15 protein-coding genes and 2 pseudogenes are annotated in these 14,855 nt (G+C 66.4%); 7 read left to right on the forward strand and 10 right to left on the reverse strand.

Annotated features, from left to right (window positions below; genetic code table 11):
- The first annotated feature begins 306 nt into the window (after positions 1–306).
- Positions 307–2,205 carry a DNA methyltransferase gene (locus P3G67_RS34695; RefSeq protein ID WP_276097063.1) on the forward strand — a complete coding sequence of 633 codons (1,899 nt, stop codon included), beginning with the start codon at positions 307–309 and terminating at the stop codon, positions 2,203–2,205.
- Between the two features lie 294 nt (positions 2,206–2,499).
- On the opposite strand, the gene P3G67_RS34700 is transcribed toward P3G67_RS34695, so the two are convergent.
- The 6 genes from P3G67_RS34700 to P3G67_RS34725 all read right to left on the reverse strand — a co-directional run bounded on the left by P3G67_RS34700 (position 2,500) and on the right by P3G67_RS34725 (position 7,376).
- A complete protein-coding gene (locus P3G67_RS34700; protein WP_276097064.1) occupies positions 2,500–3,234 on the reverse strand; it encodes a GNAT family N-acetyltransferase in 735 nt (244 codons plus the stop codon).
- 366 nt (positions 3,235–3,600) lie between these two features.
- Complete coding sequence (locus P3G67_RS34705) at positions 3,601–4,971, reverse strand: hypothetical protein (protein WP_276097065.1); 1,371 nt, start codon at positions 4,969–4,971, stop codon at positions 3,601–3,603.
- A gap of 294 nt (positions 4,972–5,265) precedes the next feature.
- Positions 5,266–5,799 carry a GNAT family N-acetyltransferase gene (locus tag P3G67_RS34710; protein ID WP_276097066.1) on the reverse strand — a complete coding sequence of 178 codons (534 nt, stop codon included), beginning with the start codon at positions 5,797–5,799 and terminating at the stop codon, positions 5,266–5,268.
- Between the two features lie 246 nt (positions 5,800–6,045).
- Complete coding sequence (locus P3G67_RS34715) at positions 6,046–6,216, reverse strand: hypothetical protein (protein WP_313881900.1); 171 nt, start codon at positions 6,214–6,216, stop codon at positions 6,046–6,048.
- A 31-nt stretch (positions 6,217–6,247) separates the two neighbouring features.
- The gene (locus tag P3G67_RS34720; RefSeq protein ID WP_276097067.1) at positions 6,248–6,433 is read right to left on the reverse strand and encodes a PIN domain-containing protein; all 186 of its coding nucleotides are present in this window, start codon (positions 6,431–6,433) and stop codon (positions 6,248–6,250) included.
- Positions 6,434–6,755: 322 nt separating this feature from the next.
- A complete protein-coding gene (locus P3G67_RS34725; RefSeq protein ID WP_276097068.1) occupies positions 6,756–7,376 on the reverse strand; it encodes a TetR/AcrR family transcriptional regulator in 621 nt (206 codons plus the stop codon).
- 19 nt (positions 7,377–7,395) lie between these two features.
- On the opposite strand from P3G67_RS34725, the gene P3G67_RS34730 reads away from it, so the two are divergent.
- Positions 7,396–8,367 carry an alpha/beta fold hydrolase gene (locus P3G67_RS34730; protein ID WP_276097069.1) on the forward strand — a complete coding sequence of 324 codons (972 nt, stop codon included), beginning with the start codon at positions 7,396–7,398 and terminating at the stop codon, positions 8,365–8,367.
- 124 nt (positions 8,368–8,491) lie between these two features.
- Here P3G67_RS34730 and P3G67_RS34735 read toward each other — a convergent pair whose 3' ends face one another.
- From P3G67_RS34735 to P3G67_RS34745, 3 genes and pseudogenes are all read right to left on the reverse strand, one after another.
- Positions 8,492–8,980, reverse strand: coding sequence for a hypothetical protein (locus tag P3G67_RS34735; RefSeq protein ID WP_276097070.1), 489 nt, complete (start codon positions 8,978–8,980; stop codon positions 8,492–8,494).
- A gap of 118 nt (positions 8,981–9,098) precedes the next feature.
- Positions 9,099–9,422: pseudogene (locus tag P3G67_RS34740) on the reverse strand (ATP-binding protein); the annotation flags it as partial.
- On the reverse strand, positions 9,419–10,081 hold the full coding sequence (locus P3G67_RS34745; RefSeq protein ID WP_391858414.1) for a Mu transposase domain-containing protein: 663 nt from the start codon (positions 10,079–10,081) through the stop codon (positions 9,419–9,421). The pseudogene P3G67_RS34740 and the gene P3G67_RS34745, both read right to left, overlap by 4 nt.
- Here P3G67_RS34745 and P3G67_RS34750 point away from each other — a divergent pair.
- Both P3G67_RS34750 and P3G67_RS34755 read left to right on the forward strand, forming a co-directional pair.
- A complete protein-coding gene (locus P3G67_RS34750; protein ID WP_276097073.1) occupies positions 10,054–10,329 on the forward strand; it encodes a hypothetical protein in 276 nt (91 codons plus the stop codon). The two genes, P3G67_RS34745 and P3G67_RS34750, sit on opposite strands and share 28 nt — an antisense overlap.
- A 395-nt stretch (positions 10,330–10,724) precedes the next feature.
- Positions 10,725–11,342, forward strand: coding sequence for a hypothetical protein (locus P3G67_RS34755; protein WP_276097074.1), 618 nt, complete (start codon positions 10,725–10,727; stop codon positions 11,340–11,342).
- Positions 11,343–11,449: 107 nt separating this feature from the next.
- On the opposite strand, the pseudogene P3G67_RS36260 reads toward P3G67_RS34755, so the two are convergent.
- Positions 11,450–11,578: pseudogene (locus P3G67_RS36260) on the reverse strand (helix-turn-helix domain-containing protein); the annotation flags it as partial.
- Between the two features lie 536 nt (positions 11,579–12,114).
- On the opposite strand from P3G67_RS36260, the gene P3G67_RS34760 reads away from it, so the two are divergent.
- The 3 genes from P3G67_RS34760 to P3G67_RS34775 all read left to right on the forward strand — a co-directional run bounded on the left by P3G67_RS34760 (position 12,115) and on the right by P3G67_RS34775 (position 14,448).
- On the forward strand, positions 12,115–12,372 hold the full coding sequence (locus tag P3G67_RS34760) for a zeta toxin family protein (RefSeq protein WP_276097075.1): 258 nt from the start codon (positions 12,115–12,117) through the stop codon (positions 12,370–12,372).
- A gap of 393 nt (positions 12,373–12,765) precedes the next feature.
- The gene (locus P3G67_RS34765; protein ID WP_276097076.1) at positions 12,766–13,371 is read left to right on the forward strand and encodes a hypothetical protein; all 606 of its coding nucleotides are present in this window, start codon (positions 12,766–12,768) and stop codon (positions 13,369–13,371) included.
- A 495-nt stretch (positions 13,372–13,866) separates the two neighbouring features.
- On the forward strand, positions 13,867–14,448 hold the full coding sequence (locus P3G67_RS34775) for a hypothetical protein (RefSeq protein WP_276097077.1): 582 nt from the start codon (positions 13,867–13,869) through the stop codon (positions 14,446–14,448).
- The last annotated feature ends 407 nt before the right edge of the window (positions 14,449–14,855 follow it).

Here is a 14,855-nt window from a genome sequence, read left to right on the forward strand (position 1 = left end):
CCCACCTGGTATCCCCCCACTACCTGCCGTTACAGTAACGCACATTGACAGGCCGTCACCTGCTCCTGCCCAATCCGAGGGCGGTGGATCCGGGTTCGGACCAGCGGGGGCGTACACATGAACGAGAAGTCAGGAGCGGGCCTCCTTCCGGTCTCACTTCTCGAGGCCGGGCCGGCGCCAGTGGAGTGGAGCCGGATCGCCGAACACGAGTCATGGCGCAAGGAAGTGCACCGGCCCGCGACCTACGTGCACAAGTGGTGGGCAAGGCGCCTGGGCAGCGTCGCACGCCACTTACTGTTGGCTGCCGTGTCCGGGCCGGACGACTCCATCGCGGACGCCTCGGCCAGGCTGCGGGGGCTCGTCGTCTACGACCCCTTCGCCGGATCAGGCACCACCCTTGTCGAGGCAGCCAAACTCGGGGCCGCCGCCGTCGGCCGCGACATCAACCCCGTCGCGACGCTCACCCAGCGGCAGGCGCTGCAACCATGGGATCTCGAGGTGCTCGCAGACCTCTTCGGGCAGGTCGTCAGGAAGTGCGCCCGCCCCGTCCAGGAACTGCACCGCACCGTCTCCAATGAACCGGTCCTGCACTACTTCTGGGTGGCACTCGCGCACTGCCCAGAGTGCGGCGAGGACGTGGAGCTCTTCACCACCCGGGTCTTCGCCCGCCACGCGTACCCGCGCAGATTCCCCCGCGCACAGGCCGTATGCCCGGGCTGCCGGGGCATCTGCGTCACCGACTTGAGCAAGGACGAGAGGGGGCACTGCCCCGCCTGCGGCATGGCCTTCTCGTTCCAAGGGGCCGTCCGTGGACGGTTCATGACGTGCCGTCTCAAACACCGCACCCCTGTCATTGCCGCGCTGAACGGCGACGTCCCGGAACGGCGCATGTACGCGAAGCTGGTGCTGCGCGCCGACGGCAAGCGTGAGTACCGGGCGATCGACGACTTCGACCTCTGCCTGTACGACAAGGCAGCGAAGTCCCTCGCCGACGCATCCCCCGATGAGCTCGTACGCCCGCTCGGCGCGCTAGAGGAAGGCGTCAGCACGGTCCAGGCGCTGCGCTGGGGGTACGACTCCTGGGAGCGGTTCTTCAACGAGCGCCAGCGTTACAGCCTCGGGCTGATCGGCGCGGCGCTGCGCGATCTCCCCGGGGCCTCCGCGGAACGCGAGGCGCTCATCGCATCGTTCGGCAGAACCGTCGAACACCACAACCTCTTCTGCTCCTACAAGGGGGAGGGCACCGGCCCGGTCCGCTCGATCTTCCACAACCACGTACTGCGACCGGAGCGGTGCAGCGTCGAAGGAGACCCCTGGGGTGCCCAGGGGGGATCGGCCGGGTTCTCCGGGGTGCTCACCCGGCTGCACAAAGCGGCCCAGTACAAGAACACCCCGCTGGACTTCAGGGCCGAGGCCGGCCGGATCCTCACCGTCGACCAGTCCTCGCTGCCCGTCGCCCGCCCCCTGAGCACGACGTGGCAGCAGTTCGCACGGGATCCCGCAACGGCCTACACCACCACCGGCGACGCCTCGCAAACGGATCTTCCCGACAACAGCGTGGACCTCATCGTCACCGACCCCCCCTACGTCGACAACGTCCACTACTCGGAACTGGCCGACTTCTTCCACGCGTGGCTCAGCGCCATGCGCCCCTACCAGGACTACCCGGACATACCCAGCACCCGGGCCGTCCAAGAAGTACAGAACGCCACCCCTGATGGATTCCAAGCCACCGCAGCCCGCGTCTGGCGCGAGTGCCGGCGCGTCCTCAAACCCGGCGGCTGCCTCCTGTTCAGCTTCCACCAGTCGCAGACCACAGGCTGGTGCGCTCTGATGCGGTCGCTGTCCGACGCCGGCTTCACCGTCACCACCACCCGCGCCATGATCGCCGAAGTGGCCACCAGTCTCTCCAAGACCGCAGCAGCAGAACCCAACCGCATCGACGTCATCGTGCTGTGCCGAGACGCCGCGGACACGCCGCTCGAGGCAGCCCCCGACCTCGACCAGGCCGCCGCGCAGGCGCTGTCGGAAATCCAGAGACTCAGGGAAGCCGGACTGCGGGTGGGCCCCGGCGACGTCCGCACCGCAGTACGCGCCGCAGTCCTCGCAGCAGGAACACGCCAGGCAACCGCCGACTGGGAGACCCTGCAAGCAGAAGCAGACCAACGAGCCACAGGGGCGATAGCGGAATTCAACACCACCTGACTCCTCCGGGGCCGGTGCCAGCCACATCCCGACCTGACCCGGACCAGCGAGAAGAACCGGGTACGGCGCCAACACGCGGACCGCCCAACGGCGACCGCCCCGCCCTCGCACTGCTGCCAGTCGCCCGCCGAGGAACGGGTCGGTGCTGGAGGCGCAGGAGATGCCGGTGTCCGAGGGGACGATCGCTCTCTTGGCCGCGATGGTCACCATTTTGATACTGCGTGCCACCGAGCGTTACTCAGCAGCCCCGTCCGGTTCCGTGCTCGGCCCGTTCGCGAATGCCCGGTCAGGCGGTCACCTGCCGGGTGCGCGCCACCGGTAGAAGAACGTCAGACCCGGTCCCGCCCCGAGATGCAGCGGTATGCCGGCGAGCAGGGTCCCGACGTCGATGGCCTGTTCGGGCCGCAGCACGTTGAAGCCCTGCCGTGTGTAGTACGGCCCCAGTTCGCGCCCGGTGTCGAACTCGCCGAACAGCAGCGTGTAATCCAGTTGCTCGTACAACTGCACGCACCGCTTGAGCAGCGCCGCTCCGATCCCGCGGCCGCGGGCGTCCTCGGACACCGCGATCGCCTTGATCTTCGCGAACGTCAGCATCGACATCAGGATCTGTCGCCGGGACACCGGCAATCGGGATAACCCGGAGACCACTGTGCCGGACGGGACACCCAGAAGCGCTCCGGTCACCTGTCCGTCGCCGTCTCGAGCAACCAACGGCAGCGACAACTCGGCTGCCGCAGCCTGGAGTTCACCGGCCGCCGTCGCCCGTACAAGCGGCTCACCCAAGTCACCGCCCGCGAGGGCATCCAGCAGCCAGGTCCCGCATCGCCCCCGAGCGAGTGCTTCGAGGTGACCGGTCTCCAAGTCGTCGGCGGCCGCCTTCAACAAGGCAGCCGCCGCGCCGGCCTCCTCCGGCACAGCGAACCCGATCCGCACCCCGTCCGGTCCGGACACACCGTCCAGCACCTGCTGCCGCGTCAGCCGGACCGGCTCCGCCGAAGAGCCCGTCTTCCTTGTCTTCTTCTTCGCCATCCCCGAGAACTACCCCCCGTCTCGCCACCGGAGTCCATCACCGCGTCCTCCACCGCTCACGCAGCCACGACGGCGAGTTGGACAGGCGGAAGTCGCTGTCGGCCTTCCCGCCCAGCCCATAGACGGCCCACTACCTCGGCCTGTGCCCTTACTCCCTCGGTGACCAGCACAAACCCAGCCGCCCGGGCCACGCGGCCAAAAGCAAATCCCGCACCGATCACTACATTCCGAGGCGATCACTAAACCTGCACTTCAGGGCCTCCTTCGGATCTCAAAGATCCTCGGAAGCTCCAGCTCAGAACCGAGACACGCCACAGCGAAAGTCCTATGACGATCACTAGATCCGCAGGTCAACGCATCATCCACCTAGTGATCGCTAGCAGATTCGTCACACAGCGGATCGCCCACGATCTTCCAGCCGCGGTTGATGAACCCCGCCAGGCGTCGGGTGCCCACATGCGTGACCCCCACCTTGACCGCCCGCAAATCCGGGTGCTGCAGCACATAGACGTAAGCCTGCCGGGAACGGTTGAAGCCGGTCCGGCGGCAGTGGCCGCAGCCTCCGTTCTTCTGACGCACCGCGTTCAGGCTGATGCGCACCTCATTGCAGCAGAGCAGATGGATGCACCGCCACGGGATCCCGGACCGCTCGTAGGGCTCCAACGGCTCGAACCCGGCTGCCCGCATGTCCGCTGCCGCCACCCGCGGGTCTGCGCGCTGCTTGGCAGCGGCGGCCTCAAACCCGCAGTCTAGGCAGCCGCCGGACCCGCCACGCACGGTCGTCAGCCGGGGCCACACCTCGTCCCCGCAGCGGGTACAGCGGCAGTGCCACGGCGTATCCGCCCCCGGGTAGATCTCCAGCGGCTCCAGGCCAGCCGCCCGCATGTCCGCTACTGCCTGCTCGGCCCCTGCGGCCCGCTTGCGTGCACCGGCCGCACGCAGCCCGCACGCGCGGCAACCGCTCCCCCCTGACATCACCTTCGCGCGCGTCGGCGTCACCTGGCGCCCGCATCGCGTGCAGCGGCACCGCCACGGCGCTCTATGACCGGGGTAGGGCTCCAGCGGCTCCAAGCCCGCCATGACCATCACCAACGATGCAGAGTCATGGTCCAAACGCAGCGCGGCAATGGCCTTCTGACGCCCGCACGCCCAGCAACACTCATTGCCAGCGCGCTCGCGCCGGTGTACCGCTTGCACGATCTGGCCGCAGGACAGGTGCCTGCACCGCCACTTATCGTTGACACCGGTCCCCGGGAACGGCTCCAGCGGCTCATAACCAGCCGAGCGCATGACCTGCACAGCCGAGTCAGGATTGAGGCGTCGCGAGGACTTGCCGCAGTCCCAGCAGCAACCGACTCCCGCCATGACAGTGTCGTAGCGTGCCTGCACGATCTGGCCGCAGGGCAGGTGCTTGCACCGCCACGTCGTGCTCGCTCCCGGATACGGTTCCAAGGGCTCGTAGCCCCTGGCGCGCATGCGTGCGGCGCGCTCCTCGGGCGTGGCGATCCGGGCTGAGGCAGCCCGCGCACCGCAGATACGGCATGGCCCGACCTCCCCGTTGGCCACGCGGCCCAGCCGCGGTGTGCACACGGTTCCGCAGCGTGTGCACCGGCACCGCCATCCCTTGGACCATCCGGGGAAGGCCTCCAGCGGCTCAAGGCCGAGCTTCTGCGCCAAGGTGTGCGCCTGGGCCGGTGTACGACGCACCGGATATCTATGGTTCTTGGTGTCGGGCATCGCCAACCGCCCTACGTACTGGGGGACTTGGCTGCCTCGGGATTTTGTCAGATTTCAGCGCATGGCGGAGGCGGTCCTTGACAGCTGAGGGGAAGAGGACTTGGTCGGTTGGGCAGGCACCGATGTCCGACGTCCGGCACCTGAGCGCCGGCGCTCAAGCCAGGGTCGGGCGGTCGGCGCCGGTGCTCGCCGGAGACACCCGGCTTCCAGGACGGTTCGACGCAGGATTGCTGACGTCCCTGCCCCTGGTGGCGTTGCGGTCAAGATCGCGGGGGCCGTGGTGGCTCGATCAATTCATGCGCGAAACTCGGTCAGATCGATGGTGTGAACGCGCAGCGGGTGGCCATATACCGGGTGCTTCGTTTCGCGCTCCGGCACCATGCCGAGTTTGCGCATCACGTTCTCGGAAGCGTCGTTGCCCACTCGGGCGATGCTGATGACGCGGTCGAGGCCGCGATCCTGGAGCGCGAACTCCAGTGCAGCGTGAGCGGCTTCGGACGCGTATCCCTGGCCCCAGAACTGCCGACCGAGCCGCCAGCCGATCTCCACAGCGGGCAGCACCTCCGGCAGGAACGTGGGCACGGACAGACCCGTGAAGCCGGCCAGCTCACCCGAGGCGAGCAGCTCGACGGCGAAGAGGCCGAAGCCCTCCTCGTCCCACTCCTCCTCCCACCGCTCGATGTCCTCCGCCGTGTGGCCCAGATCGCGAACCGAACCGTCGCCGATCCAGCGCATGACCTGCGAGTCCGCATGGATCTCCGCTAGGGGAGCCAGGTCATCGTCATACCAGCGGCGCAGGATGAGGCGGGGGGTGCGAATCTCGGTCATGACACCCATCCTGCCGAAGGCGAGGGCGCAAGTCGAAGCGCGAAGTCACAGCCCTCGGTCAAGGGGCCGCGTTGCGCCTCATCCACCTCGCGTGTGATGACCAGCTTTGAGATCTGGTGACAGGTACGGCTGAGGACCTGGCACGATGGGCCAGGTCAGCGCAGGCAGTGACATCTACCGATGCGAGGCACAGGGTCCTCCTCGGCCGCGCCGCTCTCCCGGGCCTCAAACAGCCGGTCGGCGTACTCAGGCGGGAGGTGTTCGAGTGATCCGCCGCAGCCGCGGGTCATCGGTAGTCCCGGGGACGGCGATGAACCCGAACTGCGCCCTGGTCTCGATGGTGATGCCGGTGGCGGTGGCCGCATGCTGCCGGGCGCGCTTGCGCACCACCGGCTGCCAGCGGCGGCAGAACTCCACCTCGATATGGTCGGCGGCGTTTGGCGGAGGGTCATGCCTTGGCGGGCTCAGGGCCGCTGCCTGCATCGTCTCGGAGTTTGTTCACCTTCAGTCCTGCGGTACGGGCGCGGGTGGACTGTCCGGTGTCGTAGGTCAGCAGCAGGACCTCGCGCGCCGCGAGGGTCTGCACGGCGAGGGCCCGGTCGATGATCTCGTCGTCGTTGATGGGCAGCCGCACGTGGCCCGGCGGATCGAAATGCAGGACGTCCTGGGGGTGCCGTACGGGTGGGGTGGCACCGAGGAAGGGCCGTTCTTGAGTGGGTCTGGCCTGGCGATTTCTACACCGCTGAAGATCGTTTCCCATCGGCCGAGTGATCGTTCCCCAGCAGGTTGTGGGCGGCCAACTGAAATTCCCCACGTATGGCCAGTTGCGTCGTCACATTCTGTAACGCTTGATGAGGGCGGAGATCCTTCGCTACCGCGTCGGCGGTCCGCTTCGGTCACTGTCGAGTCTCTTGTCTGCGCTGTGTGTGGTGTGAGCGTCGTGTGGATCAGTGCAGTCAGATGGCTGACGGCCTGTCTGGGGTGAAGACGCGGTCGATGTGGTGGCGCAGGATGTCCCAGGCGGCCTCCGCGGTGCGTTGTCCGACGAGGACGCTGGTTCCGAGCCCTGCGGACATGGCGAGCAGCCCCACCACCTCGGCGCGCAGGTCAAGGCGTTGGGAGGTGTGTCCGGCGTCGCGTGCCGCGGTCAACTGTGCGAGGAGGAAGTCCTCCATGGCGTTGGGATCGCGCAGCAGCGGCTGGGTGGCGAGCGTCGGATCGGTCAGTGCCAGGGTGGCGTATGAGGTATAGACGAGGTGGAAGGTGCGACTTTCCTCGTCCGTGGGCAGCGCCTCAGCGAGGGTGGTTTCGATGACGGTGCGTGGGGTGGGTGACGCGCCGTTGGCCCGGATGCGGTCCCGTACCCGGTCGCCCATCCGCTGGGCGAGGTAGCCCAGTGCGAAGTGCAGTAGTTGTTCCTTGGTCTTGAAGTAGTACTGGATCAGGGGGACCGAGATCCCCGCCTCTTCCGCCACATCCCGCATCACGATGGCGTGCAGCCCTCTTGCGCTGGCGCACCGCACAAGTGCTTCGGCGATCTGGCTTCGTCGTTCCTCGTGGTCAACCCGCTTCGGCATGCTTTTATTATACGGTCATATGGTAAAACTGCGTCAGCAGTGTTGCACCGAGTCGACGAGTGGGGAGCAAGCCATGGCTAGAAGCCGGACCACCAAAGGCGTAGGAAGCTTCACCAGCGAGGCGGCCAGGGAGAGGTTCCTGGCTGCGTACGACGACGCCATGGGACTATGGTCTTGCCCCAGGCAGGAGTTGGATGTCGAAACGAGCTATGCCACCACCCACGTCCTCCGCTGCGGCCCGGACGGCGGAGAGCCGATCGTGCTTCTGCACGGCTCCGGTGGCAGTTCGACGATGTGGTTCCCCAACGTCGCCACGCTCAGCGCACACCACCCCGTCTACGCGGTCGACACCCCCGGAGACCCCGGACGTAGCGTGCAGCGCCGTCCCATCTTCGAACCAGAAGTCAGCGCCGCATGGTTGGACGAGGTCCTCGACGGCCTCGGACTCACCCAGGTCCATCTGATCGGCTCCTCCTACGGTGGCTGGCTCGCCTTGAACCAGACACTCCACTCGCCGAGCCGTATCGCCACCTCGACCCTTCTCGACCCGGGCGGGTTCGAGAAGGTCGGCGCCCGTTTCTACACCTGGTTGATCATCAATGGCTTGGCCGGGCTGCTACCACGCCGCCTCTTCCCCAACCTATCCAGCAAACTCTCCAACCCCGTCCTGGACTACCCCCAGTTGAAGCGTTCGATCCTGCTGGGCGCCCGCACTTACCGCGTGCGCCGTCCGGCCCCACTCCCTCTGACCGATGAAGAACTCAGTGCCGTCCGTACGCCGACCCTGCTCTTGATCGGCGACCGCAGCCCACTGCTCCACGACGCACCGTCACGTGAGAGGGCACAACGGCTCATGCCGAGCGTGGACGCTGAGCTGGTCGCCGACACGCGGCACGGCCCCTCCATCGAGCATCCGGAATACGTCAACAACCGCATCCTGCAGTTCCTCAAAGCCGCAAGCGCCGGGCAGCTTCCTCGTCACACCCTCTGAACGCGACACGAGCCATGCCACAAGCCACACTCGAACAAGCCCACGGCGAGAACCTCGACCTCCGACGCGAACTCATTCGACGGGGCTGGTCCGGCATTCAGCCCACCTGACCGGCGGGCGCGGACTACGAACCCGAACGCAGGCCCAAGGCGCTGTGCTGCACGAGCCCGGCGGGAACGTCTGCGACACCCGCTGCTTTGCGGGTCAACTCCACAAGTTTCCCGCGGAGTTCTTGCGCTGGCTCGCCGAGCACGATCGCGCTGAGCACCAGTTGCAGCATCACGCAGTCGTACTCGTCATCCTTGCCTCGATAGCGGTCCTGATCACGTTCCACCACGGCCTCGGCGACCTTCCAGCCACCGTCATCGACCGGAGCAAAGGTCACTTCGAAGATCCCATGGCCCGTCCAGCTCCGATGCAGGAAGACGACGTCCCCCTCGGCGAAGACATCCCACTTCTCGTCCATGTCCCGAGAGCAGTAGCCCAGCTGAAACCGCTCCCATTCCTCATCTGACCAGATCCGGGTCGGCAAGAGCGAAAGCGGCCGGGGATCAGCGATTGGCTGGAGGTGGTCTGAAAACGAGGACCGGGTCACGCGTTCGTTGGCAGGCATCACGCGATCCTACGACCGAGCCAACATGACGCCATAGCTCACAGTTGCTGCGATCTCTACACCGTCCCAAGCTGGGCAAACACCCGGAGAGAAGCACTCAACCTCAGATAACGGTCGAGCCGAAGAGGATGACGGACTCGCCGGAGTGGAGCCAGCGCAGGGCGGCCAGGTCGCGGATCTGGGCCGCGGGCAGCTTCGGGGATGCGTTGAAGTCGAACTCCTCCAAGGTGGCCTGCTGCTCGAACTTCGCCTTGCGCAGGCGGCGTTGGAAGGCGACGGTCTCGCGGCGGGCGATCTCGTCCTGGCAGAGGACCTGGAGGAAGTCGAGGTGTCCCAGCTCGCCGCTGTGGGCTTGGGCGAGGCGGGCATCGAGAGTTTCCAGCATTCCGGACAGTCGCAGGGTCTTCAGCGACTCGCGCAGGGCGGTGTCCATCACGCTCATCGGGTGGCCTCCTCGGCGTCACCGCGGTCCTGGTCGTCGTGGATGTCGCCCAGGGTGGGGACGGTGGTGGCGGCGAACAAGCCCTCGGGCCCGTGCAGGAAGGCCGCGGCGCCGGCGTCGCTGGTCTCCGGTTCCGGGTCGGTCTCGGTGCCGGCGATCAGGATGCCCTTGACCGTGCGGTAGGTCGGATCGCCGACGGCGATCGCCTTTCTGCAGGCGGCTTCCAGCCGGGTGTCTCCGTGCTCCTTCCGCAGCCCGAGGACCCCTTGGGCTGCGCGGAGCCGGTAGAGCGCGTTGACTTCCAGGAGTTGTTCGATCACGTCCCGGCAGGCGTCCCCGACCTGTGAGGCTTGGCCGCGGCACCAGATCGGTGTCCGCATCTGGAAAGCGATCTTCTCGGGCGGGTAGTCGTTCTTGTCGGTGCGTTTGCCCTGCTCAAGTGCCGCATGGGTCTTGACCAGCTCGCCCTCGTGGAAGATCTGCACCATGGTGGCGGTGGAGCGGACATCGACGCGGCGGCCGATCAGCTTCCAGGGCACCGAGTAGAGGGTGCGGCCGACCTTGATGTGTTCTCTGAACTTGCCGGTTGGGGCCCCTCGATCGCCTCCGGGACCTCGATAGAGTCGGGGCGATGACTGGGAACCGAGGCCGCTGGCCAAAGATCGATGAGGATCGCGGCGTTGAGGACGTGACGCTCCTAATTCTGGAGTGGCTTGGCGAGCAGGGTGTGAACGCCGTGATCAGGGTGGACGCCGAGAGGCTGGCTGACAACGCGCCAGCGTGGACGTTCGCCGCCAGCGGCGGCCCGTTGGAGCATGGCATGCGAGCTGACGGGAGGACTGTCCAGCAGTGCATGTCCGTCGCTCTGGCCCAGCTGCGCGACGCTGGACTGTCGGTTCCGTTTTGATCTTCGACCAACGTTGACTTCGATCACGATGCCGGCTTCGTCGTTTCGGCGGTTCCTGTGGACTGGCCGAAACCTGGCATGCCGAGTTCGACGGCGGTCGACCGTCTGTCGATGAGCGCATCGATCTGTGTGAGTTTGTCGTTGGCGCCCGCCAGGCTGGCCTGCAGGCCCTCGACCTCGCCGAGCCAGCCCTCGCGCTCGGCTTCGGCGATGCGCGCGATGAGGTTGTCGCGGATCTCCTCGATGCGGGAGTGGCTTTGTAACTGAGGGTGGGAGTCGTTCCGACGTGACTGCGGGAGTCACCATCTGACCGAGTTTGCCGTGTCGGTTTGTTTTGACGTCAGCAGGTCTCTTGCGGTGGGAGCGTGGAGTGTGCATCTCCCGTAGGGGGCTCAATGTCGGAGTCGAAGGTAGATCTCTACGCCGCCATTCGCCGTGACCACGACCGCAACGGACTGTCCCAACGAGCCCTGCAGCGCAAGTACAACGTCACCTGGAGAACGGTTCGCCGGGCCCTGGACGGTCAGTGGCCCGAACCGAGGAAGAAGCCACGCCAGCGCGAGTCCCGGCTGGACCCGTACAAGCAGCTGATCGACACCATGCTTCGGGCAGATCTGGACGCACCGGCGAAGCAGCGGCACACCGCTCAGAGGATCTTCGACCGCCTGGTCGACGAGCACGACGCCCGCGACATCTCCTACCCGATGGTCCGCGTCTACGTGAAGGACCGGCGCGCGGAGGTCCGGCGGGAGGCAGGCCTGGGGCCGCAGGCGATGTTCGTGCCGCAGACCCATCTGCCCGGCGCCGAGGCGGAGGTCGACTTCGGCGAGTTCCACATCGTGCTCGCCGGGAAGATGACGAAGGTCTACCTGTTCGCGCTGCGGCTGTCCTACTCGGGCAAGGCCGTGCACCGCGTGTTCGCAACCGCCGGCCAGGAGGCGTTCTTCGAGGGCCACGTGCACGCGTTCCGGATGCTGGGCGGCGTCCCGCGGGGCTGGTTGAGGTGCTTTTGAATCGTGGGCTTCGTCGGGACCGGCAGCCGCACCTGCTTGCGCGCCAGATCCTCCGGCACACCCTGATCAACGAGCTCTTGGACCCGGTGCCGCCACTGCTGGTGCGCCGCGACCTTCATGCCAAGCGCGTGGTTGAACGCCCACCGGGCCGCCCCGGCGTGCCGGGCGAAGGCCTCGACCTGCGCCGGGGCAGGGTCCAGCGTGAACCGGAACGCCCGCAGAACCTCCTGCCGCACGACACCTCACCCCCTCAACTCGACCGGGTTCCACTTGTGTTGAGAACTGTAGAGGCACCCCCTGACAATCGACGTGGCCTGCGGTTACGCGTTGCGCCTTGCCTGGCGAGGAGCAGGGACTGTCGCGGCAACGCGTGCGGAAGGCACTGCAACGCCGCCAACGCCTGCTGGTAGCCGGGCGAGGCAGTGTCGCGGGACTTCACCGGCGGCTGGGGTGCGGCGGCGGTCTGTGGGGCGGGATCCGCCGTACGAGACGCGGGCGCAGCCGCCTGGTGCGCAGCATCGTCCGTGGTTCGGCTCGAGCAGCCGCACGCTCTTGCTCGGTTGCTCTGAGTGCTTCACCATCTGTGATCAGGCGAGTCGGCAGATGGTGGGGGTGGCGACGTCGTCGGGTACGGGCGTGTCCGAGTGCAGCAGCGGCACCTTGAGGACGTCGACAACCGTGGGCGCGCGGGCGCCGACTGAGTCGCGACGTCGACGGACGGGAGTCGCGACGTCCTGCGCCGGTTGATCCGCCGACGTGGGCGGCTGACGCGGTGTCACAGGACCAGCCGGTCGTTATCTTCGTCGCTGGCCAGCCGGGCAGTGGCAAGACCGTCCTGGCGAACCTCCTGTACGCGGCGTTGAACCAGCGCCTGCCAGCATCGCAGGACGTACCCGGCTGCCAGTCCGCCGACCAGAGCAAGAACGAACTTGGTCCACCACGACTCTCTGCCGCATACGCGGCCCCAGCCTCCGGAGCCTGCCGGCTCGAGAGGTGGCGGTGCCGCGCCACGATCACCCGGCAGACCTAGTGCTAGGACGAACCCAGGACGAACCCAGGACCCGGAAGACTAACCTCGCCTCGCACCAGATGAGGAACACGCTCGGACAAACAGGGGGAGAGTTACTAAGAGCGGGGTGTGCGAATTCGTGCAAGAAACGGGACTCCACCCGACCGACCGGGCAGCCTGGTCGTACTGCTTCGCGCAAGGCTGGACCAAGCAGCAAGGCGTGGGAAGCGTCTACCTAACGTCTAGCCAACTTCGGTTCCTTGGCTACGTACACAGGAAGGCTGCCGTGATAGTCCAAAGCGTCTAGCTAACGTCAGGTCAACCTCATTCTCCGGCATGACCGTCCACCGACATGATTGGCGCAGCACAGTCTGTGTCCCACGGAACTCATAGGTCAGCCTTTTCGGAGGAGCCATGAAGCAACAACTCAGACGTACGGTAGCCAAGGCCAAGGCGGCTGCGGTGGTAGGCATCCTGACGGTCGGCGCCCTGGTCGGCTTGCCTAGTACAGCGGGCGCGGCGGTCCAATACAACAACGTCATGCTCCGCAACGAGGCCAGTGGCCAGTGCATGCAGGCCAACGGTCAGCCCGGATACGACCTCCTGGTCACCGCGCCCTGCGACAGCGGCAACCAGGATCAGATCTGGACCATCGCATCGGTCCGACCTGACGCGGGCTCACCTCCGTACGCCAACGTGGCGGTGTTGAGCTCGCACGGTTACTGCATCCGCGCTACGGCACTGCCATGGAAAATCGGCTATGAGATGATCGGCGACGTTCTCTGCTCCGGTTCTTGGTTTTTTCACATCCCGGATGAGGCGGTGTTCGCTATGACCCCTGCTCGCCCGTCTCAGGGGCACCAGCACTACGAGAACCTGTTCAACTTCATACACGGGGTGTGCGTGGACGGTGGTTTCAACGCCGTCTACGGATTCCCAAAGAGCGGCTGCAACGCTCCGCAGGGCCAGTGGAATGCCGGCAACCCCAACCCCTGGCAGGTCTGGGACGTGTACTACTGATCCCGGATGGGCCGGGTGAGAAGGTGTCCCCTGAATCGGCGATCTTGTTTCGAGGCTACTCAGGTTGAACTCGCGATTTCAGTGGTCAGGTTGGGGCGATAATCAGGCCGGTCTCGGCGAGGCAGTCGTCGATTAGGCGGGGGCGGTACTGGATCTTCCGTAAGCCGCGCCTGACCGTCCGCACGAGGTGGTTCGGGTCGGCGAAGGCGACGTTGGCCAGGAAGCCTTACGCCCACCGCGTTGCCCGGACTTGGGCAGATGCGGCTTCAGTCGGCCCCATTCCTCGGTCGTGAGATCTCCCCTGCCCCATGGACATGCCAACAGGCGAACCTAGACGCTCCGGTCACCGCTGGATGCCCACGCAGTACCCCGACAACAGGGGTGAATTCCGGAAAGCTGGCCGACACAGGGGCCAAAGGCTCTCATGGAGAACACCCAGCTCGCCCAACGAATCCATACACGCCGAAACATGGGGAATCAGTGAAGAGTGCTTCTATGCTTGCGCGTCTAGTCAAGACCGCCCGTCTGTCGCTGCGCCGACTGGCCGCGGCCGCCGTGGCCATCGCCGCAGCCTGCGTGACCGTGGCCGGCCCCGCCGACCCGGCACAGGCGGCCAGCCCGTGTTCCAATCCCATAATGGCGAACAACCCCGTGGACTTCTACGACCTGGGGGCGTGGTCCTCCCCGTGGACGCGGGCCCCGCGGCGGCTGGGGACGCTGTACCTGGGCTACTATCCCAACCCCAACTGCCGCCGGGTGTACGCCGAATTCCACTGGAACCAGGACGGGAGCGTGGACCTGAGCAACAAGGTGGGATACATCCGCCTGGACGACGGGTACCAGTATCAAGGCGGCACCGGGCCAGCTGACCGGGCCTACGACAACGCGAACTCGGGCTGGTGGACCTCGGGGTCTCTCCGCATCGACAACTACGCGGCACCCAAGCGGTTCACGCCGGTGCTGCAGATCAACCACGGGGCGGCCGTGGAGTGCAACGACCTCGCTCTGCCGGGGAACTGGCACACCTTCTCCGATGGCGGGAACGGGACCGCCACGAGGGTGAACTGCGGTTTCTGACCACGACGCCCACACGGCGATGCGACTGCAACCGGATCCGCGTCGGCGTGTCCTACCCGGCCTCACCGCTTCGCTGTCCCAGTCAACGACACCGCTGTCGACTGGGACAGGCTTCAGCTTCGGCGGCTCTGGTGGCAGCAAAGGCTCGATCAGCTACCACAGTTCGTCCGACACCACCCACGGACGAGACACCCTCTTCCCCACACACCGGCTCCAGAGGGGATGACCGGGTGTGAGTAGCTCGCGTACATGAAATCCCGATGAGAACGATCATGGTCGGCTAGTACTGCAACCGCATCTGGGGGTTGTGGCCTCGGCGTTTGTAGTGGGAACGGCGGGCTCGGGCCTGGCTGCGTCTGCGGAAGCGTGACCAGCGCAGATGGTGTTCGTTGGTGTGGTGGCGGGGT

Source organism: Streptomyces silvisoli (genome assembly GCF_029269905.1).
Classification (GTDB): Bacteria; Actinomycetota; Actinomycetes; order Streptomycetales; family Streptomycetaceae; genus Streptantibioticus_A; species Streptantibioticus_A silvisoli_A.

Excerpts from the sequence above, each read along its gene's own strand:
- P3G67_RS34700 (WP_276097064.1), bottom strand. The coding sequence starts at position 3,234 with ATGGCGAAGAAGAAGACAAGGAAGACGGGCTCTTCGGCGGAGCCGGTC.
- P3G67_RS34705 (WP_276097065.1), bottom strand. The coding sequence starts at position 4,971 with ATGCCCGACACCAAGAACCATAGATATCCGGTGCGTCGTACACCGGCC.
- P3G67_RS34710 (WP_276097066.1), bottom strand. The coding sequence starts at position 5,799 with ATGACCGAGATTCGCACCCCCCGCCTCATCCTGCGCCGCTGGTATGAC.
- P3G67_RS34725 (WP_276097068.1), bottom strand. The coding sequence starts at position 7,376 with ATGCCGAAGCGGGTTGACCACGAGGAACGACGAAGCCAGATCGCCGAA.
- P3G67_RS34730 (WP_276097069.1), top strand. The coding sequence starts at position 7,396 with ATGGTAAAACTGCGTCAGCAGTGTTGCACCGAGTCGACGAGTGGGGAG.
- P3G67_RS34735 (WP_276097070.1), bottom strand. The coding sequence starts at position 8,980 with ATGCCTGCCAACGAACGCGTGACCCGGTCCTCGTTTTCAGACCACCTC.
- P3G67_RS34750 (WP_276097073.1), top strand. The coding sequence starts at position 10,054 with ATGACTGGGAACCGAGGCCGCTGGCCAAAGATCGATGAGGATCGCGGC.
- P3G67_RS34755 (WP_276097074.1), top strand. The coding sequence starts at position 10,725 with ATGTCGGAGTCGAAGGTAGATCTCTACGCCGCCATTCGCCGTGACCAC.
- P3G67_RS34765 (WP_276097076.1), top strand. The coding sequence starts at position 12,766 with ATGAAGCAACAACTCAGACGTACGGTAGCCAAGGCCAAGGCGGCTGCG.
- P3G67_RS34775 (WP_276097077.1), top strand. The coding sequence starts at position 13,867 with ATGCTTGCGCGTCTAGTCAAGACCGCCCGTCTGTCGCTGCGCCGACTG.